This is a genomic window from Pseudoalteromonas rubra, assembly GCF_000967655.1.
In the GTDB taxonomy this organism is placed as follows: Bacteria; Pseudomonadota; Gammaproteobacteria; order Enterobacterales; family Alteromonadaceae; genus Pseudoalteromonas; species Pseudoalteromonas rubra_A.
This window is the reverse complement of record NZ_JXYA01000006.1, coordinates 123,139-148,069: the sequence shown is the minus strand read 5'-3', so window position 1 is coordinate 148,069 and position 24,931 is coordinate 123,139. Positions and strand designations below refer to the sequence as shown.

The 24,931-nt window shown below is 51.3% G+C and carries 23 protein-coding genes; 7 read left to right on the top strand and 16 right to left on the bottom strand.

Going from position 1 to position 24,931, the window contains the following annotated elements:
• Positions 1-90: 90 nt before the first annotated feature.
• Positions 91-2,739, bottom strand: coding sequence for a purple acid phosphatase family protein (locus tag TW77_RS24115; protein ID WP_052713029.1), 2,649 nt, complete (start codon positions 2,737-2,739; stop codon positions 91-93).
• A 220-nt stretch (positions 2,740-2,959) separates the two neighbouring features.
• Between TW77_RS24115 and TW77_RS03755 the strand changes: the two genes are divergently transcribed.
• Positions 2,960-3,466, top strand: a complete 507-nt coding sequence (locus TW77_RS03755; RefSeq protein ID WP_046003620.1) for an NYN domain-containing protein — start codon at positions 2,960-2,962, stop codon at positions 3,464-3,466.
• Here TW77_RS03755 and TW77_RS03750 read toward each other — a convergent pair.
• The 9 genes from TW77_RS03750 to TW77_RS25615 all read right to left on the bottom strand — a co-directional run bounded on the left by TW77_RS03750 (position 3,400) and on the right by TW77_RS25615 (position 13,377).
• The gene (locus TW77_RS03750) at positions 3,400-4,683 is read right to left on the bottom strand and encodes an O-antigen ligase family protein (RefSeq protein ID WP_046003619.1); all 1,284 of its coding nucleotides are present in this window, start codon (positions 4,681-4,683) and stop codon (positions 3,400-3,402) included. The two genes, TW77_RS03755 and TW77_RS03750, sit on opposite strands and share 67 nt — an antisense overlap.
• 11 nt (positions 4,684-4,694) lie before the next feature.
• Positions 4,695-6,086 carry a GumC family protein gene (locus tag TW77_RS03745; RefSeq protein ID WP_046003618.1) on the bottom strand — a complete coding sequence of 464 codons (1,392 nt, stop codon included), beginning with the start codon at positions 6,084-6,086 and terminating at the stop codon, positions 4,695-4,697.
• Complete coding sequence (locus TW77_RS03740; protein ID WP_052713033.1) at positions 6,083-7,351, bottom strand: polysaccharide biosynthesis/export family protein; 1,269 nt, start codon at positions 7,349-7,351, stop codon at positions 6,083-6,085. The genes TW77_RS03745 and TW77_RS03740 overlap by 4 nt, the downstream gene beginning before the upstream one ends.
• Positions 7,352-7,597: 246 nt before the next feature.
• Positions 7,598-8,620, bottom strand: a complete 1,023-nt coding sequence (locus tag TW77_RS03735; protein ID WP_046003617.1) for a glycosyltransferase family 2 protein — start codon at positions 8,618-8,620, stop codon at positions 7,598-7,600.
• Positions 8,621-8,633: 13 nt separating this feature from the next.
• Complete coding sequence (locus TW77_RS03730) at positions 8,634-9,887, bottom strand: oligosaccharide flippase family protein (RefSeq protein WP_052713028.1); 1,254 nt, start codon at positions 9,885-9,887, stop codon at positions 8,634-8,636.
• A 254-nt stretch (positions 9,888-10,141) separates the two neighbouring features.
• Entirely contained in the window at positions 10,142-11,644 is a 1,503-nt protein-coding gene (locus TW77_RS03725; RefSeq protein ID WP_046003616.1) for a sigma-54-dependent transcriptional regulator, read from the bottom strand.
• Between the two features lie 148 nt (positions 11,645-11,792).
• Positions 11,793-12,179 carry a hypothetical protein gene (locus TW77_RS03720; RefSeq protein WP_156158594.1) on the bottom strand — a complete coding sequence of 129 codons (387 nt, stop codon included), beginning with the start codon at positions 12,177-12,179 and terminating at the stop codon, positions 11,793-11,795.
• Entirely contained in the window at positions 12,103-12,636 is a 534-nt protein-coding gene (locus TW77_RS25620) for an LruC domain-containing protein (RefSeq protein WP_052713027.1), read from the bottom strand. Before TW77_RS25620 ends, TW77_RS03720 begins: the two co-directional genes overlap by 77 nt.
• 33 nt (positions 12,637-12,669) lie before the next feature.
• Positions 12,670-13,377: a DUF4114 domain-containing protein gene (locus tag TW77_RS25615; RefSeq protein ID WP_052713026.1), complete on the bottom strand. Its 708-nt coding sequence runs from the start codon at positions 13,375-13,377 to the stop codon at positions 12,670-12,672.
• A gap of 275 nt (positions 13,378-13,652) precedes the next feature.
• On the opposite strand from TW77_RS25615, the gene TW77_RS03710 reads away from it, so the two are divergent.
• The 5 genes from TW77_RS03710 to TW77_RS03690 all read left to right on the top strand — a co-directional run bounded on the left by TW77_RS03710 (position 13,653) and on the right by TW77_RS03690 (position 18,789).
• Complete coding sequence (locus TW77_RS03710) at positions 13,653-14,402, top strand: hypothetical protein (protein ID WP_046003614.1); 750 nt, start codon at positions 13,653-13,655, stop codon at positions 14,400-14,402.
• A 177-nt stretch (positions 14,403-14,579) separates the two neighbouring features.
• The gene (locus tag TW77_RS03705) at positions 14,580-15,827 is read left to right on the top strand and encodes a WecB/TagA/CpsF family glycosyltransferase (protein ID WP_052713025.1); all 1,248 of its coding nucleotides are present in this window, start codon (positions 14,580-14,582) and stop codon (positions 15,825-15,827) included.
• A gap of 2 nt (positions 15,828-15,829) precedes the next feature.
• A complete protein-coding gene (locus TW77_RS03700) occupies positions 15,830-16,513 on the top strand; it encodes a sugar transferase (RefSeq protein ID WP_052713024.1) in 684 nt (227 codons plus the stop codon).
• Between the two features lie 247 nt (positions 16,514-16,760).
• Positions 16,761-17,897: a polysaccharide pyruvyl transferase family protein gene (locus tag TW77_RS03695; protein ID WP_046003613.1), complete on the top strand. Its 1,137-nt coding sequence runs from the start codon at positions 16,761-16,763 to the stop codon at positions 17,895-17,897.
• Positions 17,857-18,789: a glycosyltransferase family 2 protein gene (locus TW77_RS03690; protein ID WP_046003612.1), complete on the top strand. Its 933-nt coding sequence runs from the start codon at positions 17,857-17,859 to the stop codon at positions 18,787-18,789. Before TW77_RS03695 ends, TW77_RS03690 begins: the two co-directional genes overlap by 41 nt.
• Positions 18,790-18,794: 5 nt before the next feature.
• On the opposite strand, the gene TW77_RS03685 is transcribed toward TW77_RS03690, so the two are convergent.
• From TW77_RS03685 to TW77_RS03660, 6 genes are all read right to left on the bottom strand, one after another.
• Positions 18,795-19,685, bottom strand: a complete 891-nt coding sequence (locus TW77_RS03685) for a TolB family protein (RefSeq protein WP_046003611.1) — start codon at positions 19,683-19,685, stop codon at positions 18,795-18,797.
• Positions 19,682-20,485 carry an alpha/beta hydrolase gene (locus tag TW77_RS03680; RefSeq protein WP_046003610.1) on the bottom strand — a complete coding sequence of 268 codons (804 nt, stop codon included), beginning with the start codon at positions 20,483-20,485 and terminating at the stop codon, positions 19,682-19,684. The genes TW77_RS03685 and TW77_RS03680 overlap by 4 nt, the downstream gene beginning before the upstream one ends.
• Before the next feature lie 419 nt (positions 20,486-20,904).
• Positions 20,905-21,462: a hypothetical protein gene (locus TW77_RS03675; RefSeq protein ID WP_046003609.1), complete on the bottom strand. Its 558-nt coding sequence runs from the start codon at positions 21,460-21,462 to the stop codon at positions 20,905-20,907.
• Positions 21,463-21,664: 202 nt separating this feature from the next.
• Positions 21,665-22,255 carry a hypothetical protein gene (locus TW77_RS03670; RefSeq protein ID WP_046003608.1) on the bottom strand — a complete coding sequence of 197 codons (591 nt, stop codon included), beginning with the start codon at positions 22,253-22,255 and terminating at the stop codon, positions 21,665-21,667.
• A gap of 151 nt (positions 22,256-22,406) precedes the next feature.
• Positions 22,407-22,670 carry a helix-turn-helix domain-containing protein gene (locus TW77_RS03665; RefSeq protein ID WP_046003607.1) on the bottom strand — a complete coding sequence of 88 codons (264 nt, stop codon included), beginning with the start codon at positions 22,668-22,670 and terminating at the stop codon, positions 22,407-22,409.
• A gap of 146 nt (positions 22,671-22,816) precedes the next feature.
• The gene (locus TW77_RS03660) at positions 22,817-23,923 is read right to left on the bottom strand and encodes a tRNA nucleotidyltransferase (protein WP_046003606.1); all 1,107 of its coding nucleotides are present in this window, start codon (positions 23,921-23,923) and stop codon (positions 22,817-22,819) included.
• A 92-nt stretch (positions 23,924-24,015) separates the two neighbouring features.
• Here TW77_RS03660 and TW77_RS03655 point away from each other — a divergent pair, with 92 nt between their 5' ends.
• Positions 24,016-24,930: an ExeA family protein gene (locus tag TW77_RS03655; protein WP_046003605.1), complete on the top strand. Its 915-nt coding sequence runs from the start codon at positions 24,016-24,018 to the stop codon at positions 24,928-24,930.
• Position 24,931 lies beyond the last annotated feature (1 nt).

Here is a 24,931-nt window from a genome sequence, read left to right as displayed (position 1 = left end):
TATAGGACCGAGTGAGTGTAAAAAACAATCAAAAAAGTGTCATGATGCGAAAAGTTCAAGATGCCGCCGATGGACTCGGCGGCGCTTGGGTTAATCTACCAGTATTTGCAATATTAAGTCATCAAAATAGCTGTCGTTATCGCTGCCGTGATTACGTGTTCCCAGCAGAATAAACTCGATGTAGGCCGTGCCTTTGGGCAGTTGTGTTTGCCCGGATAGCGTTGTCCACTGTGCCGCTGTGGTGCTGAGTTTTTCACTTTCACCCAGTAGCTGACCACGGTTATCCTGGTAGCGCAGTTGTAGTGCGGGGATATCCTTACCGCTGTAGTTACGCAGTTGGCCACCATAACGGGCGCTAACCCGGCCCGCTGCAATTAAACGACTGTAGTGCTGCACCGAGATTGTTTGGCCTACCTGGCCCTGAGCCGACTCTCCATTGCAGACACCGCCAACGGCGAAAAACCGCTCACCCGTTGCTGGGGGAATAGAGTCACATTGTTTATGTGTTAAAGACTCCACCGGGCCGGTGCCGCTCCAGCCCTGAATACCGGCTTCTGCGCCCGGGTTTTGTAGTAGATTGCCTGAATTGCCCGGTTGCTGGGTAATATACTCTTCTGCCACGCCATCTGGCCCTCTGTCTAACACTGTGGCACAGTCACTTTGCTCGGCAAGCCTCAGTGCTAAGTTGTCAAAATAGCTGTCGTTGTCGGTGCCGCTGGTACGCAAGCCCGTCAGTACAAAATCAATGTAACGGGTATTAGCTGGTAGCGCCGTTTCCTTAGCATAGCGTTGCCAGCTGGCCGCAGCGCCTCTGACCTCGGTGGCCGTGCTCAACAGCGCCAGATCTGCATCGCGAAATTCGAGCGCAAAAGCAGGGATATCGCTGCCACCCCAGCTGCGCAGCCAGCCTGCGTACAGGGCTTTGAGCGTGCCATTGTCTATGCTGGTTGCCCAGTTGCTGACATCAACACGCTGATATGCGCGGCCACTTTTGGTTTCATTGTCACACACGCCCCCGACGGCAAAGAAGCGTTCTCCCTGATAAGGAGAAACGGAACCACAGGCTTTATCTGTCAGGCTTTCCAGCGGTCCAGCTCCTTGCCAGCTGTCGGTACCCAGCTCTGCACCGGGGTTTTGCAGCAGGTTATCGGTCAGATGTGTGCTGTTTGTGGTGGTAAATGGGTGTGGCTGTGACCAGTCACTCCAGGCCAGTGAGCGGTCCCGCATACGCATGCGCACACAGTATTGAGTGCCGGGTGCCAGCTCACCGAGTGCAAAGCGGTTGGGTGCCAGCCCGGCTCGCGTATCAACGCCGTCCCAGATGTTTTCATGTTGATACCAGGTATCCAGCAGCGGCTGGCTGAAATCGTCACAGTGGTTACTGAGTTGCCAGTGAGCAGCGCCAAACAGGTCTTTGTCGGGATCGGCAAATAAGGTGGCGACTGCGTTGCCACAGCTGGCCGGGATTTGTCCTGTGGGCGCGAGTATTTCAGGGGTAAACGGTGCGGTGTTATTTAATCTTACCGTCAGGGTGTCCTTGATTTGGCTGTTTAGTGGCACCTGCTCATCGCCCATTGAAATACGCTTGAGCTCAAAGGTCGGGTCGTCACCTGCTGTAACATCGACCACCACAAAGCCGTATTCGTCTTCACTGACCGAAAACTCGGTATAGTCGCGCTGGGCAAACTCACCAAAATAATCCAGGTTGCCCCCGGCGGAGGCCACATTCACCATGGTGTGATTGTGATCCCGGCTGGTGCCGCGTGAATAGGCATGTGTGTGACCAAAAAAGTGAATACTCGGTTTGTTGCAGCGCGTTGAAAAGGCCTCCAGGCGTTCTACAATTTTACCGCTGTAGTCGGTCTCGCCGGCTATCCACATTTCTGATTTATGCGGGTGGTGCATCTGGGCAAAGACAAAATCGGTTTGCGCACGCAGGCAGGTTTCGGCCAGTACCTTGTCCAGCCAGACGAGCTGTTCATCAATGCGGTAATTGGTATTGGTGTCGAGCGACAGCACTCGAATATTGGAATGATCCTGATACCACCAGTGCTCTTCATAGCCCGGCGTACCGTTTTCCGGCAGGCGGAAGTATTTAAAGTAAGTGGGCGTATCACGCTCATGGTTGCCAGGAGCCGGGTACAGCGGCACTGAGCTGGCCAGCGCCGCAATGGGTGAAAAGAAGCTGGTGCGCCAGCTGTTGTAATCCTGGCCATTGTCGACTAAGTCGCCGGGGATCAGGGTCATATTCAAACCATCGTGCAATTCGAGCCCCAGTGCCTGTTGCACATAAGGTAACACGCCTTGATTAATGATTTCGCTGAACTTACCCGGGTTACTGGAGTCGCGTTGCATATCACTGATTGCCAGAATGCGACTGCGCTTCTCGGCAGAGGCCAGCGGCGGGGTTCTGAATTTATGAACATGGCTGTAAGTATCACCCGTTCTCACCCGGTAGAAATACACAGTATCGGGTGCCAGGTTAGTGAGCTGAACTTCGTGAATGCGGCTCAGCAGATAACCCGTTTCGCTGGAGCCGCTGGCTTGCTGGCCCAGCTGTTCCGTGGTGCCCCATTCAACAATGGACTCATCACCACTGCTGGTTTCCCATTTGATCCAGATGCTGGTGGGGGTGGCCGATTGCAAATAGGGGTGGACTGCCAGCCCTTCGGTGTGGGCGTGCGCCTGACCTGCTGCCAGTAACACACTGAGCGACAGTACCCGCAGATTCAATGTCATGTTGGTTTCCTTGGTATTTGAACGAAATGCGGGATTATCCGGGGAATAGGTGTATTAAAAGTGTAAACGGTGTGAATTTTTAACGTCTTATTTATGACCCGCATCGTCTGGGTTCTGTGATATAGTGATTGCCACTTTTACCACCAGGGCATTCATGCGTTCATTCACACTCTGTGTGGTACGCGGCCTTCTCCACAAACAAAAAAAGGTCCGTAATACCATGAAAAAAATCGCCATTCTGGTCGATGTCCAGAATATTTACTACACCACTCGCCAGGCCTATGGCAGAAGCTTCGATTACAACGGCTTTTGGCAGCAAGTGCTTAAAGACCGCACTTTATACCGGGCTTTGGCGTATTCCAGCGAGCCCAATGCGCCTAAGCAACAACAGTTTCAGAATATTCTCAGAGCCATCGGCTTTGAGGTAAAACAAAAACCCTATATTCAAAGAGCGGATGGCTCCGCCAAGTGTGACTGGGATGTGGGGATCACTCTGGATGCCATGGAGTGCGCGCCTCATTGTGATGTGGTGGTGTTACTGACCGGGGATGGTGACTTTGACTTGCTGGCCGAGCGTATTCAAAGCCGTCATAACTGTGAGGTCGAGGTGTACGGGGTGCCCCAGCTGACTGCCAACTCGCTCAAGCGCGCGGCCACCCGCTATGTGGCCATTGACGAGCGCTTATTGCTAAATGCAAAGCCAAACCACAATAAGGCTGGCCAGTAGAGATACGATAAAATCTCTAAGTTCTCAAAGAAACTGTAGCAGATCAGCACCGCCATCAGGCACAAAGCGGTCTGTGCAGTTTTAGAATCCTGCGACGCCCACAGCAAATAAACACTCGATACCAGCATAGGAATGGCCAGCGCCACTGCCCCGACAAGGCCTTTGACAAACAACAGCCCATACCAGCTGTGGTGCGAGCCGATGGGCATAAATTCCACCATTTTAGGGCCGCGCTCAACAATGCCGTGCCCCCAGATGGGCGCTTCAGCCTGCCAGCGCTGAATGGCAATATTGGCCAGCGCTTTGCGCACCCGGGTAGAGCCCGGGCGTTGTTGTTTTACCGCCTCGTAGGAATCCATCACCGCATTATAAATGGGCTCGCCCAGCAGTAAAATCAGCGGGATGGTGATACCGATCAGCAGCAACATCCAGGGCTCCTTAAACTTGTCGCTGAACAGCACCAGCGGAAACAACATAATGAAAATAGCGATACCGGCGCGTGATTGTGACAAGATCAGCATGGCCCAGCAGCCTGCGATGGCCCAGCGACGAACACGGGCGTTTTTTTCTTGCAGACAAAACACCAGGTAGATACAGGCCATAAAGCCGGCAGCCGGTGCCCAGGGGGTAAAGAAGCGCCAGCGTCCGGCACCTGTTTCGGGATTAATGCCGTAAAAACTGACCATAAAAAAGCTCTCCCCTGGCCCCCCAATTACTTTCAGCGGCGACAGGAAGATATCACCCGGTAGCTTAACCACATAGAAGGCTATGGAGATCAGTGAGAAGATCAGCGTGTGAATGGCAATAATGCAGACTCCACGGATCACCACCTCTTTGCGAATTTTTGCCAAGGCGGCAATCACAGGGAAAATTGCCAGCAGCGCCCAGCCTTTCATCCAGCCAATGGTCGATTTTATGGTTTGCCCAACGCCCAAAGACCAGTCGCTGTGGGCGATCAGCAAAGCCACCAGCATCAGTAACATAGCGACTATCCACATCCAGATCATCGGCGACAGCGGCCGGGGCTTGGCATTTAAATCCAGGTAGCAGCGCATCAACACCACCATAAAAATCAGCCAGCCAATGATGGAGCCCATTACATACAACATGCCCAGCATAAAAGTGGGGTAGGTAAGTACCAGACCTGCCCAGACCAGCTTTTCTTCTGTGCTGATAAAGCGCTTGTCCTTAAAGGGTAGATAGGCAGTGAATAGCATGCCGGCCTCCGCTAGTTGGGTTGTTTCATCACCGCCGAGATAATCACCCGACGTTTGTTGATCATTAACACGCCCATTGATAAGAAAATCATCGCGGCCAGCGCCGCGGCAACGGCAATGGCTTTTTTGGGAGAGGACGCGCTGGTGGGCAAAGACGGTGGCGACATTAACTGGATCACCGGATAAGAGGCAAAAATATCCGCTTTACCGGCTTCGAGGCGTGCCACGGCTGAGGTGAATACGGCTTTGGCCAAATCAAACTCACGCTCCAGACGTTCCAGCTCTGCCGCTTCTCTGGCGTAGACTTTCAGCTTTTCATTCAGCAGCTGTACTTCGTTTTCCAGCTCAACCAGTTTTGCTTCCGAGCCTTTTTTAGCTGCAAAGGCGCTGATAAGATCGGCAAACAATTGCGCGCGATTGGGGTTAGAGGCGAGATCTGTGGTGTGAAACGCGTGAGCCGCATTGATCCCAACCAGGCCTTCTGAGCGGGTTCTGAGCGCCATTTTCGACTGCTCAAAGCGTGCCAGCTCGGCTTTTACCATAGGATGACCATCATCCCAGCGAGACCGGTATTCGCTCAGCTGGGCGGCGCTTTTGTCCAGCTCAGACAGGTAAGCTCTGAACTCTCCATCCGATTGCAGTACAAAGGCCTGGCCCGCCATGGAGGGCGATACCCCTAAGTCAACACTGAGCTGGCTAACAAAATACTCCGCACGGCCAATTTCGGCTTTAACGATGGCCACCTGCTCTTTAAGGTTAGACAAGGTGCGCATTTGCTGGTCAAGCTGGTCGCGGCTGATCAGCAAAGAGCGCTGCTGAAAGTCCGTGATGTTACTGCGGGTGAGATTAAGGCGCTCTCGGTACTGGTCCAGCACAGATTTGATGCTGGCATCGCGACGCTGTACTTCGTCGGCACGCAGGTGGTCAAGCTGGTCCTGCAATGCGTTGTACAAAGCCCAAGCTTTTTTCTCGGCAATACGCGGACTGGCACCGGAGATCTCAATATTTAAAATTGAGGTTTGCTCAGTCAGGCGCACTTTAGGGCGGCCAAATTCTTTAGCCGACATGCCCATTGAACTTGCCGCATTGTCGATGAGGTTTTTACTCATCAGCATTTCTTTGTAATTGACTCTGGGGTTATACCCTTTGCCAAACGGTGCACTGGTGGATGACACCACCTGGCCCACTTCATCAAGCGAGACATTGCTGTTGGCGCCGGTGCCGGGCAACACCATATCCAGATCGCTGCGGTATTTAGCTGGCTGCTGCAGGTAGGTAAATACCAGCAGTAAAATAATCGCGTAGCTTACCAGGCAAGTTACCAGATAGGGCTTGCGCAGGGTACGGTAAATCGCGGCCCTGAAGCGTGAATAGGGCGTGGTTACCTGAAGTTGCGTGTTCATGAGTCCTCCTTACTCAGCAAAGAGAAGGGTGAAACGATATCTAACAGCGTCCGGGCGATATCACGTAGATTGGTGATATCTGAATCATAGCAGGCGATGGCATCGTTCGGCATCACATAAGGGTTAATGTGGTCACGATAAGACTTACGCATTAGCTCTTCTACCGAGCGCTCTATCACCTGGGTTTTGCCGGTCAGCGGGTGGTTGCTGACCAGCACAATGCGACGCGGTGCATTGGTATATTCTTTACCACCCACACAGTTGGCAGAAATAGCGGCCTGTAACAATCGGGTGCCGTAAGGCAGATTACTTGAGAAGCGGCCAATGGCGGCATTGGCATTACTCATTGACGAGTCAATCAGGTTAGACATAAATACCCGGAAGCCTTTTGGCGTGATCTGCGACGGCTTTACCAGGTTGGGCTGAAAACAGCCAGTGCTGGGCACTATCACCTGATCGCCGGCAATGAGGACATGATCTTTGACTGGCTGGCCGGTCATAATGCCGGTCAGATCCGCTTCGATGCGCCAGCCCTGGCGAACCAGGATCACCTGATCCAGTTTGGCATCGGGGCGGACACCGGCCGCAGCCCGAATCGCTTCTGACAGCAGGCGCTGTTTTGAGTGGTCGCCCGACGCCGCCACCTGCTGGTCTAACAGCTGTTCCGGTAACTTGGCATTGATGGTAACCCGGCCCGGCGAAAAGACCGCGCCTGAGACAGGCACTTCAATGGCGGCCCAGGTTTTGACTTTAACAGTGACATCCAGCGTCTGAGCACGGAAGATTTTGGCACGAATAAGCGCCAGCTCCACTTTTTGCGCCAGGGCTTTGGTGGTTAATCCAGCGGCGTAGATGGGTTCAATCACAGGTAATGTCAGTGCGCCTGAGCTGTCCAGTACATAGTCGCCGTTAAAGCCTTCGCCGTACTCCATTCTGACCTGAATAAGATCGCCCGGGCTTAACGGTGCTGCACCGAATGCGCCTCGGTAGCTTGATTCATTGGGGCTCAGGCCCGGCGCTGCCAGTGGAATAGGTTGGTCAACCCGAAAGTTCGCCGCCGCTGCAAAGTTGTCGGCGTCGGTGCAGCTTAAACGTGATGCAAACACCGAGTGTGACTGGTTGAACTGAGTACCTGTGGCGTGTGGCATGCCATAGAAATCGTCCTCATCGTAATCGGGGCTGAGTGTGCAGCCAGTGCCAAGCACACACAGTACAAGCGCAGAGATGCGTGTCATCAGGGTGGTTGTTGAAGTCGCTTGTGTCATGGTTTGCTCCTTGGCAGTGGTCTTACTCAGTGTTGTTAGCATGACAGGAGCATAATCTAAGCCAACTTTATTATTCCTTATTAATCATATATCTATGGTTTTTTAACTGCGTTTTTAACGGTGTTTTTTTGTATTTTGCAAAGCAATTTCAAAATGAAAAAAAGCCAGCAAATGCTGGCTTAAGGGCCATTGATGCGAGGTGCGTTATCAGTTGCCTGATAACGGTGCAGGCCCGGGAGCGAAGGGTTAGCTGGTTGGATGCTTGTTCGCCTGACCAAGAGTACGCATGGCCAGCTTCTCGGCACGGTCGTACAAAGATTTTGGCAGCAGACTGGTCAGGGCACAGCACCAGGTCAATGCGGTGCGGCCAGGTTCTTCCAATAAAATCCGAATATCGGTAAACAGCGCTTTATGGATGAGCTTAAGTGCGGCTGCGGTATTGCGCGATTGCACGGCACGACGGCTCAGGTATCTGAGCTGATATGCGCGTGCGAGCGAACCACACTGTTTAAAAAACTGCGCATGGCTGCGTCTATGTTTGTTAACCGCGCTTTCCCAGCTCTGATATTGCTTTTGCAAATTGGCGGATAAGCCACTGGCATTAACGCGATAAAAGGTCAGCGGCTCAGGGATCCCGGCAAAAACGGCATCGCTGTACAGCGCCAGGCGTAGCCACATTTCAATGTCTTCAGACTGTCTGAGGTTTTCATCAAAATACTGGCGCCAGCTGCGGGTCTCGTCGTGAAAGGCGACTTTTTCCAGCGCGGCTGCACGTATTACCGGTGCGGAGCCATTGCCCACCGGGTTACGGCAAAAAATGGTTTTGGCGTCTATATTGTCTAATTTTGGAAACTGACCAATCCCCAGTTGTTTATTGTCATCGTCAACAAACAAGGATGGACAGTAGCTGACGTCAACATGAGGGTTGCGATTCAGATGGGCAATATGTTTTTCGAGTTTATCGACCGCCCAGTAGTCGTCGGCGTCCAGTAAAGCAATATAGACGCCACGGGCGTTGCGGATCCCGGTATTACGTGCTCCGGACAGGCCGCGGTTTTGCTGGCGTATGATGTGGATCCGGTGATCTTTATAGTCTCTCAGGTAGTTGAGAGTGTTATCGCTACAGCCGTCATCAACGCAGATCACTTCAAAATTGTGATAGGTCTGGTTGAGCACCGAGCAGATGCATTTATCAATGTATTTTTCAACGTTGTACATAGGGATGACGATACTGACAACGGGTTTCGAGTTAATCACATAGTTAGTCATAATGGGCTCCGGATCATGAGGAAGATTTTGCTGCGCCGACATAACAGCGTCTCAGCGCAAAGTCTGCCAAAGGGAAGAGCAGCCACAGTGCGCTGCAACTCACCAGTACGGCGGCAAGTAAAACGGGTTGGTCAGGCTGTAGCATTAACAGCCCGGCCAGTGAAATCAGTAAGCAATAAGCATTCAGTTGGCACTCTCGGGCAAAGCGGCCATTGGCACGTTGCATCACGGCGTAGCTGTCGGTCCACACTGTGCTGGTGGCTATCAGGCACAGCAGCGCGCTGGTGGTAAAGCTGCCCTGCCAGTGTTCACTGAAAAGCACTGGCACATACCAGGGCACCAGCAACGCCTGAACAATAAAAATGGCAGACACAGCCGTCGTGATGGCGAGCAGCAGCTGGCTGTGTCTGCTACCAAAATTGCCTGCGTTTTTCAGTTTGCAAACAAAAGGGTAGAGGGCAGTGGTGTAAGCCTGAGCAACCGATATCGCCAGCCCAACTCCCACACTTTTGGCGAAGCTGTAGAGGCCGAACAGTTCCGGGCTCAGCAAGCGTGCGGCGACAAACATATCCATATTGACACGCAGCGAGCGCAGGATTTCGCTGCCAGCGAGTTGGGTGGACGCTTTAAGTAACCGGGTAAATACGGCTTTGCTGAACTGGCCCGTCATAGCCGAAGTGGGGACAAAGGCAAAGCAGCCAAGCCACAGCAAGGTGAAGGCCCATTTACCAATCACCACGGCCAGCAGTCCGGCGTCGAGGTACAGCGCAGCAGCCAGGGCTAAGTTTTCGGTGATAATACAGACGCTGCTGATCAGACCGAACAGGCCCATTTGGTTACGCCGTTGCATCAGGAAAACCTGATTACAGACCAGCGGAAAGACCAGATAGGTCAGCGCCATTAAGGCAATCAGCGCAGTCATGTCCTGACCTGGAAACAGCCAGCTGCTGGCCAGTGCCACCAGAATTTGCACCAGGCATAAGGCAACACACAGCAGCCACTGTAATAACCGGCCGTTTTTCAAAAAAGCGGGTAATTCGTCATCGCTGGCCCGGATCACCTGTGCGCCAGCACCAGAGCGCAGTAGCAGCCTCAGCACTTCGTGCACCGTCAGCGCCAGCATGGCCGTGCCATACTCAGTGGCAGACAAACAGGCCGCCATAGCCATGATGCTGATCAGCCGCGAGGCCTTGGCAACCACCTCGGCACCAATCAGGTAAGAGGTATTGCTGAGCAGGGTCCGCATTGTGCTGGTTGGGTGTGTCATGGCATTGCTCTCTCGTTATCAGATACCTTTACTAACCAAAATCCGTACCAAGGCGAGTTGAGGCTGTAAAAGAATTCAAGAAAGCCGGCTAGCTATATGTTTTTTAAATACTTTATTTTTAATTTAGATTGCCTGATTTGATCGCGAGGGGTGTATACAGAAGGAGTTTTGGTAAAACTTACGGTGTGCAGATCGCATTTTGCGACAGGGGTTTTGCAATTTGCGATCTGCGAATGGGAGAGCGCCCGATAAAATCAGGCACCCGTATTTTTATCTCCCCATTGCTGCATTTTGCGGTATAAGGTCGAGGGGCTGACTTGCAGCAAGCTGGCGGCTTTTACCACGTTGTCGTCGCACGCGGCAATGGCTTTTTCAATGGCGATACGTTCGACCTCTGCCAGCGAACAGATCTGACTTTCAGATGGGATCTCGGCAGCCTGTTGAGGTGCTGCATAGCCGCTTTGCTGCACACTCAGCGATGGCTGCGGTGGGCTGCTGCGCATTGGTGCGGTGCCGCCTGATTGGCCGTTGAGCAGGGCCTGGGCATCGCTGGGTTTAAGTTTAAGCTGCATTTGCAACGTGTCTTCGGTGATCAGTGGTCCGTCGGACATCACCACACAGCTGTGGATGAGGTTTTCGAGCTGGCGTACGTTACCCGGCCAGTCGTAGCGTAAGATCAGCTGCTCGGCGGCGGGTGAGAAGCCCACAAACACTTTGTTTTCAACTTCGCTGAACTTACTCAAAAAATGCTGTGCAATTTGCAGCGCATCGTGATCCCGCTCATGCAGCGCCGGTAAATCAATGGCAATCACATTCAAGCGATAAAATAAGTCTTCCCGTAAACGCTGATCTGCAATCGCCTGGTGCGGCTCGCGGTTGGTGGCACAGATAAATCGTACATCGACCTTTTCCTCTTTACCGCTGCCCACTTTCTGAAAGGTGCCAGACTGCACAAAGCGTAAAATCTTGGCTTGCAGGTTCATATCCATTTCGCCAATTTCATCGAGAAACAGGGTGCCGCCATCGGCCTGAGTTGCTGCCCCGTCGCGGTTGGTAACCGCCCCTGAGAAGGCACCCTTGATATGGCCGAAGATCTCAGACTCCATTAGCTCGCTGGGAATGGCGGCGCAGTTAATGCACACCAATGGTTTATCTTTGCGGGTGCTGGCGCGGTGAATGGCATCGGCGGCCAATTCCTTACCGGTACCACTGGGCCCGGTGATAAACACATTGGCCTGGCTGGGGCCAGCTTTTTCAATCGCCTTGTAGACCATTTGCATGGCGATTGAGTCACCCACAAAGCGGTAAAATTGCGACTTAATCGAGCTGCGATAGCGTTGCAGGCTGGCACGTAACATATTGCGTTCGGCCACCAGCATTTTGGTTTGCACGGCCTGCTCAAGCGTGAGTTTGATATTGCTCATCTCGAAGGGCTTTTGCATATAGCCCCAGACCTTGCCCTGGTTAATGGCATCAATGAGGTCTTCAACCTCGGTAAAGGCGGTGAGCATCATGCGAATGGTATCCGGAAAGCGCTCGGCAACCTGAGCGAGAAATTCTATCCCCGACATATTGGGCATCATTTTATCCGATACCACCACATCGATGGGGTGTTGTTCTAACAAGGCCAGGCCTTCCTCGCCACTTTGCGCGGTATACACAGTGTAGGGCTCGTGTTTTAGCGCCCGCTTAAGTGAACGTAGAATAAGGGGCTCGTCGTCGACGAACAGCAAGGTGATGTTAGTAACCGGGTCCATGTAATCCTGCCTAAGTTAACGCGTGTTAATAGGAGTATTACACAGTCTTAGACAAATTGAAGCATTAATAAACAAGCAACGGCACAATGAGAAAACCGCTGCTCAGTCGTCACTGACCAGCGGTTTGGCGAGGAAGCGATTAAACGGCTCAGTTAAACTGGTGTGCCACTGTGGTTGCCTGCATCGTCAGTTCGCTCAGCAAATGGTTGCTTTGCAACATGCCGTCAACGCTAATCAACAGGGTCTGGTAATTGACCGGCACATCCAGTGTCAGCGTAAGTTGGCCAGCGCTATTAAAGCGCGTGGTTGCTAGCAGGGCTTTGTCGGCCAGCGCTTGATCTGCATAGCTTTCAACCACCTCATGCAAGGCGTAGATTTTGACCATTTTATTGGCCAGAGAGTCGCCAAAAACATCCTGCCCGCCCAGGTCCAGGGTCACGGATTTACTGGTGCTGAAATTAAAGTCGGCTTTGACGTGCAAGTCGTTGGACGTTTCGGCCGCACTGTCCAGATTGCCCTGTGGTGGTGAATACATGGGTGTTACTCCACAGCGATAAAACCGCGTTGCTCTGTCCGCTTTCAGCGGTTTTGTCGAAGCTTTGCCCGTCTATGGTCAGACTGGCTTGTTTGATGAGCCCGGGCTCACTGTTCATCAGACGCAGACCAAAGCCATTTTGATAGGCGGCGCCGCGTGCTGTGATCCAGCCATTGATGATAAACCCGCTGATCTGGTTATCGGCGTTGTAGGTCATGCGAATACGCTGCTTCACCACTAAGTCGTTCAGGTCATGGTCGCCCCGCGCAGGCCAGTTATCTTCAAAGGCCAAAGTGGTTACCCCTTGTGCGCTGGGGAAGTATTGGCTGTAAGCGCGGTTAAAGTCGTTGGGGAACTCATCCAGCTCGTCTTCAATGCCATCGGCGTCGCTGTCGTTTTGCTCGGGCATAACGGTCAGATTGAGTGCAGAAATGGCAGAAGCGGGCGAGCTTTTCACGCTGAATACGGCGTCGTTGAAATCGTTGTCGCCTCAGGTGCGTGGCAGGTCTTCAAAGCCGATAACCACTTCCTGCTGGGCTTCATCGAGCAGCAAAACACAGTGCTGACGCAGCGTCTCGTTGCTTTCAGGGTTCAGGTTCGACAGCGAGTAGTAGTAGGGCGTTTTAAATGGTTTAACCCCGGTGTCATACCAAAAACCATTGGCAGCGATAAAAAAGCCAATACTGGTGCCGGCCGGAAATTCACCTATGCTGACACGGTGCCCGTTAGTCAGGTGAGGGTAACTGAGGTTAGGGAAAACGATGGTTTCCTGCACGTCTTCAGGGGTTTGCGGTGGGTTTTGCGGGTCAAAGGTAAAATAGCCAAATGAGTTTTTATAGCCCGCCCCTTCGTGAATAAAGGTAATAAAGACCTCGGCATCTTCGCTCAGGTGGATGGTTGAGCCGGCATCACCAGTGATAAAAGCCTCATTGATTTTAGCCTCGGGCAATGCGTTTTGGATCCGCTGAAAAAATTCACGGCTATATTCTTCACGTGCGTACACCATAGAATCGGGCTTGCCTGTAGACTGGTTGTAGCCAAACGGCCAGGCCTCGCCAGACTGGAATTGCCAGACATACTGACCGTCGGCTTGCTCAACGGCGCTAGCTGTGAACGATAACAGCCCAGAGGCGATTAAGCCTGAGGCAAATAAGCCAGAGGAAAGTAAGGGGTAAAGGGGGTTACGTAATTTCATCATATTCGCTCCGATTAAAAGTCAGGTTTTTTCTTTCTGAGTTCGATATTTCATGAAGCGTGCCAAAACTTAACCTGTTTATTTTCAGTGTCTTATGTTTTTTTGTTGTCGCTCTCGGATTTTTCGCAAATTGCACTGCATTGCGCTTTGCAAACAAAAAAACCGCGCAGGTAGGGCGGTAAAACAACCAAAGCAGTCTGCTTACTGTGCGCCGCAGGATATTTTCAGTGATCGGTGTAATACTTGCTTAACAGGGATAAGGCACAAAGGAGGTAAATATGCACTTTGCTCAATCAGACACTTTGATATTCTCTGTGGCACTGAATGGCTATCAGTGGCGCTACCGTCGTTATCTGAACAGCCAGCGCGAGTACGCAAAGCGGATGGGCTACGATTATGTGGTGGTGACTCGTCCCTGGCTAAACCGGCTTGGTGCTGAGTGTTGCTGGCTTAAATTGTTTTTGCTCAAAGCGGCGCTACAGGCCGGTTACCGGCAGGTGTTGTTTGTGGATGCCGATGCCTGTATTCAGCCAGCCTGCCCGGCGCTGGATACCCTCTATCAGCCAGACAAGTTCTTGTATCTTGCCAGAGGGTATAGTGGGGCGTTTAACTCAGGTGTCATGTTAATGCGTAACTGTCCGCAGGCGATTGCCTGGCTGGATACGCTCATCAAGTCTATGACAGAGCCCGTGGCCGAGTCACAGGGTATTGGCTGGGGCGAAAACGGACATGTGATCCATTATGCCACGGGTTGCGCAGGCGTGGCCGAGCTGCAAAAGCACTGGAACAATACTTTTGATGCACAACTGGATGACTATATTCGTCACTTTAACTATGGCCCTCTGAAGTGTTCGCTGCTGGATAAGTGCTTTCATACTGCCATCTTCAAATGCTCGCGCCTGCTGCTGGGCTATAGCTTGTCCCGGCCCGAAGAGCAGGCAGATAAACTGGCTGTGGTTCAGTCACGTGTCCCTGGGGCCTTGGCACAGATCCAAACCCTTTATCCACATTACTTTGCGAAATGCTGAGGGTTTTTAAAAAAGAGCTGAGGGTTTTTCAAAATAAAAAAATTCTCAAAATGCAATGCAGTTTACGCGCTTCATGTTCCCGGTAAATTTTAAATAGTTTTTATAAAACAATGAATTAAAGTTTGGCACGGTCTTCGCTATCTCCTTAGTGTAATTCACTAAACAGCGGAGGATGCGATGTCACCCTATCTTAATACTCAGTCATCACAGGCAGGTCATGCCAGCGTTAATACAGCACTGCGTGTTAGCGCAGCCCTGTTACTGGTCATCGCCCTGTTACCGCTGTTTATCGTCAATACGGCCGCGGCACTGCTGTGTTTTAAAGCTCCGCTGCGTCGCCAAACCTGGATTGATATCAGTGCGCGGCCTGTGCGTCTGCTCAGCTGGCAGGTCGGCATCTGTAAACGCAGTGCGGCGCTGTTCAATGTCTTGAGCGGCTCAATCCACTTTGTTGGTAATCCTTTAGTACGCGCCGGAGTCAGTATTCCTAAAGTAACGCGGCTGCGCTCACCTTGTCACATGCCCGGGCTATTTGATGGCCTGTGGCTGCGCAGCCTGACCGGGCTGAATACCGACACACCACTGGCATTATTACAGCAACAAAGCCGCCAGGGTACAGCAACCGATGTGCTGCTGATGAGCAAAATCCTGTTGTGTCTGTGCCTGTATCGCAAGTCTGCAAACATGCCACAGCACAGTACCCTATTTGGTATTCCCTTTAGCAACACACAGATGCAAAACGCGGTTGACTGGGTGGTGCAGAGCGGCGAGCAGCAAGCATGTCGCTCGGCCTATTACATCAATGTTAACTCGGTCAACCTGTCAGCCGGTAACGCGCAGTTGTATCGGGTTTTGCAAGCCAGCGACCGTAATTTTATCGACGGCTCGGGCATGCGGATCGCGGCACGTCAGGCGGGGTTGAGTCTGGCTGATAACAATAATGGCACCGACATGCTGCCTGTCCTGTGCCGCGCCGCCGTAACACATCAACGTTCGTTATTCCTGTTGGGTGCACAACGAGGCGTTGCGTGCCAGGCCGCAGATAACCTGCGCCATGCCTATCCGGGGCTGCTCATTGCGGGCGTGCAGCATGGCTACTTTGATGACGACCAGGCCGTTGTTGATCAGATCAATCAAAGTGGTGCCGACATAGTGCTGGTCGCGCTGGGCTCGCCGCGTCAGGAGATCTGGATAGACAGTAACAAACACAAGCTCCACGCCCAATGTGCGCTGGCGGTTGGCGGCTTGTTCGACTTTTTCTCGGGCAACATAGTGCGTGCGCCTATGTGGATGAGAGAGCTGGGCCTTGAATGGGTGTGGCGTCTTATCCAGGAGCCTAAAGCCAAGTTTCATCGTTATGTGCTCGGCAACCCCATTTTTCTCTTTCGTGTTTACGTTTTACAACAAGCTTTGCGAGGACTTTAATCATGTATAGCATCAAAAAAACCACAGCAACTCAGTTCACCCCGGTGTCATCTTCGGTTTGCGGACAGACAAAACTGGACGGTCGTCACCATGGTATCCCGGCCTGCTTGCAACGCCTGGCTGCGATCAGCGGATTATTACTGCTCAGCCCGTTTTTATTGCTTGTGATAGTGTTGATCAAGCTTGAGAGCCAGGGCCCGTGTGTGTACAAGCAGGTTCGGGTAGGCAAGCTGGGACGTCGTTTTACCATGTATAAGTTCCGCTCTATGTATATGCCAAGCGATCCGCGCTTTCGCAATCCAGACCCGGCCCAAAGCGACCGCGAAGGGGTCTGTGCCAAGTATCGCAACGATCCGCGTATTACCCGCATTGGCGCATTTATTCGTAAATACTCCATTGATGAGTTGCCCCAGCTAATGAACGTGGCACGTGGCGACATGCTGTTAATCGGTCCGCGTCCGGCGCTGGAAAATGAAGTCAATGCGTATCAACCACACGAGCTGGGACGTCTGAACAGTGAGCAGGGTTTGACAGGTCTGTGGCAGGTAACAGGTCGCGCTGATACCACGTTTGCGCAGCAGGTTCAGCTGGATAAACAGTATATCGTGGAGCAAAGTGCGCTGAACGATGTATCAATTTTACTTAAAACCATTCCTTGTGTCCTGGGTGCCAAAGGAGCCTACTAACCCCAACGGGAGTGATAATGTTGCACTTAACTTGTGTTTTGCCATAAAACCACCGCTCAGCCGGTGGTTTTTTATTTTGGACAGGTCCATTTCTATTTTGCTAATTGTGAAAAAATAACGCGTTGCCTTTTGCAAATTTGTCCTGATAAAAAACGAGAAAAACACAAAAAACTCAATAAAAACAGTGGTATAAATTTTGGCATGAGTGCTGCAATAACTCAGTATCTTAACTTAACGAGGCAGCACAATGGCAGCAAAAAACAAAGCTTATATTGTCGGCTACTACGGCATGCGTAACAGCGGTGATGATGCGCTCATGCTGGCATCGGTGATGGGTGCCAGGCATTTTCTGAACAGCGAGCAGGTGACAGTCAGTGCCCCAACAGGCGACCCTTTGGTGAACCAGTTAAATTGCAGTGGGCAACAACCCCTGTTGTTTCGAGGTCATCAGCGACTGTGGCACTATCGCCATGCCTATGGCGCACAGCATGTGATTTTTGGTGGTGGCTCTGTGCTGCACAGCAGCCGCGATATCGCACTGAAGCGCCACATGATGGCACTGAGTGGTCGCAACCAGGCGATGGCCCTGGGCGTGGGCATTGAGCCGTTTAAAACCCTGGATGACGAACTGCAATGCAAAAAGTTTCTCTACGAATGTGGCCTGGTCACACTGCGTGATAAGCAAAGCTACGACATTGCAGAGGCGCTGGCCCCGCATGCCAATCTGAAGCACACCTTCGACCTGGCGCCGTCTTTATTGCACCATCTTAAAGGCAAGCTCAATCCGGTGGCGCGTCAGGGCATTGCCTTTAACTTTTGTCCGCAATCCATCGATGCATTTGGCACGGTCAATGAGCACAACGAGTTGCGCCGGATTGCCAAAGCGGTGGACCTGATCACCACGGTGTGGAGCTTTACCAACGAAGACATCTATCTGATCGACCTGAACGACCAGGCACAGGGCAGCGACCGGGCCATTCACGACGCAATTGAGGCGCGCCTGCCTGATTATGTGACGGTTAAACGGATCCGCTATGTACCAAACCCAGCCAGTATCTTGCAGTGTATGGCGATGTTCAGGGTGGTCGTTGGAATGCGATTACATGCACAAATTTATGCCTATATGACGCAAACGCCCTTTATCAGCCTGCAATATCACGCCAAATGCACACAATGGTGTGAGCAAATTGGTCTGCCCGAGCAGTACGCGTTTGATGCCAATGAGTTTAACCCGGACACCCTGTTTCGGGTGATGTATCGGGGTCTGGATCGCGGCTTTGACGCGCCGCGCCTGGCCATAGGTCAAGCCACTACTTTATCCCTTTCTAACTGGAGCGAACACTATGAACACCATCCAATTCACAGTCGTTATTCCGCTGTATAATAAAAGCGAGTGCATTGTCCGGGCACTGCAAAGTGTTCATGCACAGCACCATCAGGCCGCAGAAATCATAGTCGTTGACGATGGTTCGACCGATGATAGCCCGCAAAAAGTGATTGATCTGGGCTTGCCCAATTTACGTCTGGTACGTCAGACCAATCAGGGTGTCTCTGCTGCGCGTAATAAAGGGGTTAAAGCGGCAAGCAGTGATTACGTGGCATTTTTGGATGCCGATGACACCTGGAGCCCGTTCTTTTTGGCACGTATGGCTGAGCTTGTCCAGCGTTTTCCGCAGGCGGGCCTGTTTGCCTCGCGTTACCAGAAAGTACTGGATAACGGCGAGTATATCGACGCCAAAATCGCATTGACCAACTGGGCACCCGAGGGCTATGAAATGGACAATTACTTTGAGGTGGCGGCGAATGGTGATCTACCCTTTACCATGTCGAGTTTGGTGGTCGACAAAACCACGTTCAATCAGTTAGGCGGATTTCCGGTCGGTGAATGGATGGGCGAAGATCAGAGTTTTTATGTGCAGGCGGCCCTTAAGTCGCGCATCGCGTATTCTCCGGCCATTGAAAGCTTTTATTTTCTGGGCGCGCCGGGCAGTGCCTGTGATAAGGCACCACCTACCCAGCTCTGTCCGTTTGCCGAGCGCCTGCTGAGCGCCATTAAAAACGGCGAGGTGGCGCACACTGCGATGGCGCATAAATATGTCGCGACCCACATCTGCGACCTGGCCAAGCGCAACATTAAGCATCGCTTATATGGCCAGGCGTTGCAGCTGCTGGCCAATCCGGTGGCGCGTGCTAAGCCATTGCACTGGAGTGCCTACCTGATGCTGAGCGTCTGCCGCAGCACCTTGTCCAGAGTGTCGTTTGGGCTTATTCGGTAGGACCCTTATTGTCTGGCCTTCAGGGTGTCTATGATGCTGGCATCGACCCAGTAGATATCAACATTTTTGTTGTCGTCACTGACACCGCGGTTAAAGAGCAGGTATTTACCATCGGGGGTGACGGTGGCGTAGGCATCCCACTTATCTGAGTTGACGGCTGCGCCCATATTGATTGCTTTTCCCCAGCTGCCGTCTTGCTGTTTAAAACTGATATAAAGATCGGAACCGCCAAAGCCGTCTTCGCGTTCGCTGTCCCAGATCAGGTAGCTTTCATCGGGGGCGATAAAGGGGTGTGCGGTCATGGCGCCTGAGTTCACCACCTTGCTCATGACCTTTGGTGCTTGCCGTTGTCCGTTCTTAACCTCGGAAATACGCACCACTTCATTTTTATAGTCATCAAAGACATAAGTGCCTTTGCTGGAGGCAGATAAGCGCATAATGCCCCAGTCTTCGCGGTCAAACATGGGGCCCAGACTTTGGTGCTCTGTCCAGTCATCGCCCAGGCGGTCTCGGTAGCCTTCGGCCATATGCATACGCTGGCCATCGGGCGAAAAGCTCACTTCGCCGATGCGTAAAAACTCGGTGAACTTCACCCAAGTGTTGTTCTGTTGTCTGAAGCCAATCACAGTTGGCCGAAAACCGGTTTTGTTGGGTCCTTCATAGACACCCCGGTCCAGAGTAAAGTAAAACTCCTGCATACCGGGGGCAAAGACGCCTTCCAGTTCCCAGCCTGCCTTTGAAGCAATACCGGGGGCAAAGGGCTCTGCGGTCATGCCCGGTGGTTTCTGGCCCATCAGTGGGCCGGTGATGGTGCCAAATTCCTCCTTTGCCTGCGCTAACGTGCCACTGAGCAAAGTGCTTAATGCGATGGTCGTAAGTACTAGTGATTTCTTCATAATGTTGCTCCTTGTGCTGTGCGCTCTGACAACCATTTTATTGCACGCACCCCCGTCAGCGGGGCGGCGGTTTGATGGGTGCCATCTATCTCGGCCAGCTCAATATGTAGTTGGGGATTGTTTTGTGTTTTAAGAAAGTTAAACAGCCCTTTGATATGTGGGCTCAGCTCGTTTTCGAGGCTGCCGTACGACAAATAGACATGGGTTTTTGTTTTGACATTTGTCTGGTTGCGCACTTCGAGTAGTTGCTTTAGCCGCCACACCGACGGGCTGCCGAGCAGATAGTTGTTAAAGGTATCGGGCTGCGTCAGTAAAGTATAAGCGCCAAATAACCCACCCAGGGAGTAGCCAAAGTAACTGTCGCTGCCTGGTTTAACGCGATAGTGCTGTGCAATGTAGGGTTTGACCTGATTGCGAATAAAGTCGATATGGGCGTTAGCCCCGCCAAACTGATATTTAGCCTGATTCTCGGGCTTGGTCGAGGGAGCAAACGAATAATCACGGTAGCGGCTGACGTGCGCGCCTTCTTCTTGCAATAAAGGTGCTGGCATATTGGTTTGCCAGGAAATGCCGACCAGGATTGCCTCTTCCATCAAAAAGTAGGCGGCAGAGGCCAGCATTTCGATGTGCCAGGTCACATCGGTGTAATACAGCACCGGATGTTGCTTTTGTGCCGAATAATTCTCGGGCAGCTGAATAACCAGCTCATACGTCCGTTCGGTGCCGCTTTGAGTCAGCTGAACAACCTGGGTGCGGGGTATTTCATAGGGCACGGACTTGTTGCTGGCCAGTAGCTTCATCGGCAGCAGCAGTGCAAAAATTAAGATAAGAATACTTTATGTCATGGTCGCTCCTCAATTGTTGAAGGTCACGGCGTGAATAAGTCTGTCACCGTGGATAACGACACTGTATTTGCCAGCCGGAAAAACGCATGATGTTTCCTTGATATTTGGCTGAGTTTTTTATTTTGGTATTAAAAGTAAAATTATCAGTAGGTTAATAAGGTGGGAGTTGCCTGTGAGGTATGCCTTGTAATAATGGTTTTGCGCTGGCATTTATGATGATGGGTGTGAAAAAGTGCTATTGCACCGGGTGAACCTGCAAGGGCAGCATCTGTAAAGACAAGTTGATGTGCTTTTTTGTGAGCTGATGACGCAACAAGCACGCAGGCTTAAAGGAGGTGCTGACACTTAGCGAAAAGTGTCAGCTGAGTGACTTTTTACTGACACTTTTTCGCAGCGATGTCTGCGTCGGTCAGGGTCATTTTTTTAGGAGAAATGACGACTTTCTCATTCGCCGAGCCGACAACCAGAGAGCCACCGCCTACCGTGATGTTGCCACCATAAATAATGTATTGCAGCGTGTTATCTCCATCTACTTCATACGCCAGGCTGGGCTCTGCGTCTTTAAGTTTAAAGTGACGCAGGTTTTCATCATATTCAAAGCTCAGGCCATCGAACTTTTGGTTGGGGGTTGAAGCAGAAGGAGCCGCATAACAGTCTTTATTGCCGCCGGTACTGTCATTCAGATCATCAAACACCTTATACTTACCATCAGCCGAGATCACAACAACCGCTTTATCGCCCTGGAAAGTGGCATCGTAAACGCCAGCGATAGGCGCAAACTTGTCAGACTTGTCCGGTGTCTGAGTATTGGCTGTGCTGGTGTTTGTTTGTGATTGTGACGATGTATCGGTTGCCTTGTCATCCGAGCCAGAACCGCCGCCACAGGCTGCAAGTGTCAGAGTAACAAATAATGGAAGTAGTGCTTTTTTCATATCAGGTTAGACCTCTGTAGTTTTAAAGGGAACGGATTTTAACTACTCTATGTTATTGTTGCAATAAAAGTGTGGCGATTGTGAGATGGGGGTTGCGAGAATGTGAGCGGCGCTTGATGGCTTTAAGGGGGCTGCCATCAAAGCCTTAATTGAGGTCGAAAGAAATAGAGAAGCAATTTTCGCTTCTCTACTTTTCATGGACTCAGTGGGCGACAGTGGAATTGCGGTCTTTTAGAGACAGAATGACCATTGTTACAAGCGAACCACAAGTTAGCGCCCATAAAACGTATGCGACAGATGGATAAATGTCATAGAAAAACCTGAATTCTAAGTCATAGATATTTCTAAATACGTTCTCAAGCAGCGCTATGAAGCAGTTGAGCGCAGACAAAATAAAAAACCAGTGGAAAAAGGTATCAAAGTGAGTCAAAGCTACCTTATCAGAGTTAGAAATTTTTCTTGAAAGTTGCACCCTAAATATGAACAAAAGTACAGCAAAAACACTTATCAAAAATTGTATTCCGAATATTACGGTCCCTTTTGTTAAGTAATCACTATCTTTTGCTACAAGGTCAATCACACCCATTTGAAAAAAGCCGTATTCCAGCCCGTTTATAACAACCAGAAACAGTGCTATATGAGTAAGGTTTATATTGTTTAGAACTAAACCAAGCAAAATGCAAAGAGACAGAATACCTAAGTATAGTGGCGCTGTGTATTGGGGCTCCCAAAGCTGTATTAGATAAGTGGAGAAGGCGACAATTAGGAGCATGACAAAATGCGATGCTTTCATGGAGCCGTACTTCCTTCTTTGTGGCCTGTTTTACGCGTTTCCTCAGAAGGTGTGACAGGGCCTACATTTTCAACAGACTGACTCTTCGGCTCAGCGGGTCTGTAAGGTCCACTACCAACTACTTTATTGCATTGTTCGGGTGATAGATTTTTCATTCCTTACCTCTTTCAGTACCTGATTGTGTAGTTTTGCTTCTGTCCATTTTTTCGCGAACAGTTTTCACTTGCGATAGAACCATACTCGTATCAATCTTGCAATAATAGAACCATGAAAACAACTCCCCAACGCGAATTTGGCTGACATCGAGTTCATAATTACTAATTGTTTTTCGGTCCACATTGAGTTTAGCCGCCATATCTTTTTGAGAAATACCAGCATTAAGTCGCATTGCTTTTAAATCGTCACCATTTATCACATCCCTTTCCTTTCTTTGGCGATAGGTTGTTGTTAACTTGGTGTGTACAGGTTGTTAACTTGAGTTTATTGTAAAAACAGTTCGAATGTCAATTCTTTGCGTTTCGATTGAAGGTGGCTTCATGTATCTAATTCAGGTCTTTTTACCTAACCCTCAAACAAGGCGCTAATAGCTTGCGTTTTGAGTTTGTCCATTTCGGTTTTAATTTGCGGGCCCTTAAAACCGAGCGCAATAACCTCTTGCGCATTCACTTTTGCGCCAAGCCGGTGGGCTTGTGTCAGCATGTCACAGCGCTGTGCCAGCTTATCGCTCAAGGTTCTGGCGGCTTTGCACATCAGTATCAGGCGTTGTGGTCGCCGCCAGGCATCCAGCGCACTGAAAAGCTGCATTATCGTGTGCGTCTGCCAGTCATCACTATGTAATAAAGGTAACGCCGCTTGCAGGTCACGCAGCGCTTCACTGTAGGCCTTGGGGATTTTAAAGTCCTGCTCCAGGTTATAGCCATTGAGCTGCGCGCGATGCTGCCATAGTGCAAAGCTTGTCAGCAGGTAGTCATCATCTTGCTTATCCAGTTTGCTGGTGCAGGCTTTAAGGCGTTGGCTGTCGTCGGTTGTCCAGGTATTCTGCCATGGCATGACCAAAGAGAGCGCGTTGAGGCTGGCCAGTACGTCGGAAAACACCTCAATGGCGCCATCTTTGAGGGATTTTTCAATTTCCTGCCATACCCGTTCTTTAGTCAGGGTGGCCAGTTCGCCGTCATCAACCATGCGTTGCATCAGCGACTGTGTTTGGGGGGCAATGGTAAATCCAAGGTGATGATAACGTGCGGCAAAGCGGGCAACCCGTAATACGCGCAGAGGATCTTCGCCGAATGCGTCGCTGACATGGCGCAGTACCCGGGCGTTAAGGTCTTGCTGGCCATGATAAGGGTCGATGAGTGTGCCGTCCTCATCCTGGGCAATGGCATTGACCGTGAGGTCGCGGCGCATTAAGTCTTCTTCCAGCGTAATGCTGGGGGCAAAATCACAGATAAACCCGGTGTAGCCCTGTCCTTGTTTTCGTTCGGTACGTGCCAGTGCGTGTTCATCTTTACTCTCGGGGTGCAAGAACACCGGAAAGTCCTTGCCAACCTGCTGATAACCAAGCTGTTGCATTTGCTCAGGGGTTGCGCCCACCACCACGTAATCGCGTTCCAGAATAGGACGTCCAAGGAGTTGATCACGTACTGCGCCACCGACCAGGTAAATTTTCATGGTAAATTCCGTATTGAAAAAGCAAACAAGGTTTTAACTTGTGCCGTTTTTTTGCCATTATAGGCCCCATTCTAACAAGAAAGAGACGAGCCGTGTATTTACGTTATTTTGGTCTGACCGAAAAGCCGTTTTCGATAGCACCAAACCCGGAGTTTTTGTTCTTAAGCGAACGCCATAAGGAAGCGCTTGCTCATCTGACTTACGGCCTGGGTGATGCCGGCGGCTTTGTGCTGCTAACCGGCGAAGTGGGGACGGGTAAAACTACCGTAACCCGCAGCATGCTGGCGCAACTACCTGAGTCCACGCAGGTGGCGTTTATCCTCAATCCGGCGTTGTCGGAAATGGAGCTGCTTGCAAGTATCTGTGACGAATTGAACATCGACTATGATGCGCAAAACGCAACCCTGAAATCACTCACTGATGTGATTAAGGCGCGGCTGCTGGATAATCATCAGCGCGGTGGTCACACTATGTTGATCATCGACGAAGCACAACACCTGGCGGCAGAAGTGCTGGAGCAGTTGCGATTACTTACTAATCTGGAGACCGACCATAAAAAACTGCTACAGATAGTGCTGGTGGGTCAGCCCGAGTTGCAACAGCTGCTCAAGCGCAATGAGTTGCGCCAGCTGGCACAGCGTATTACGGCGCGCTATCATCTGCTGCCGCTGACCGAGTCGCAGGTTTTTGCTTATGTGAAGCACCGTCTTAATAAGGCGGGCTGCCAGAGTAGTTTGTTTGAGCCTCAGGCCATTGCTTATATGCATCAGGTGACTGCCGGGATCCCCAGGCTGATCAATTTGCTGGCCGACCGGTGTTTACTGGGCGCATACTCCGCACAGCAACAGGTTGTGACTAAGACCATTGCCATGCAGGCCGCCAAAGAAGCGCTGCCGCTTGATTTGGTGCCGCAATCCGGTGAGAAAAAAGTCAATATGCCGGTGCTGGTTTCAGGCTGGGTAGCTGCCATGTTTATGTGTGGCTTCGGTCTTTCGTATATTTTTTAGT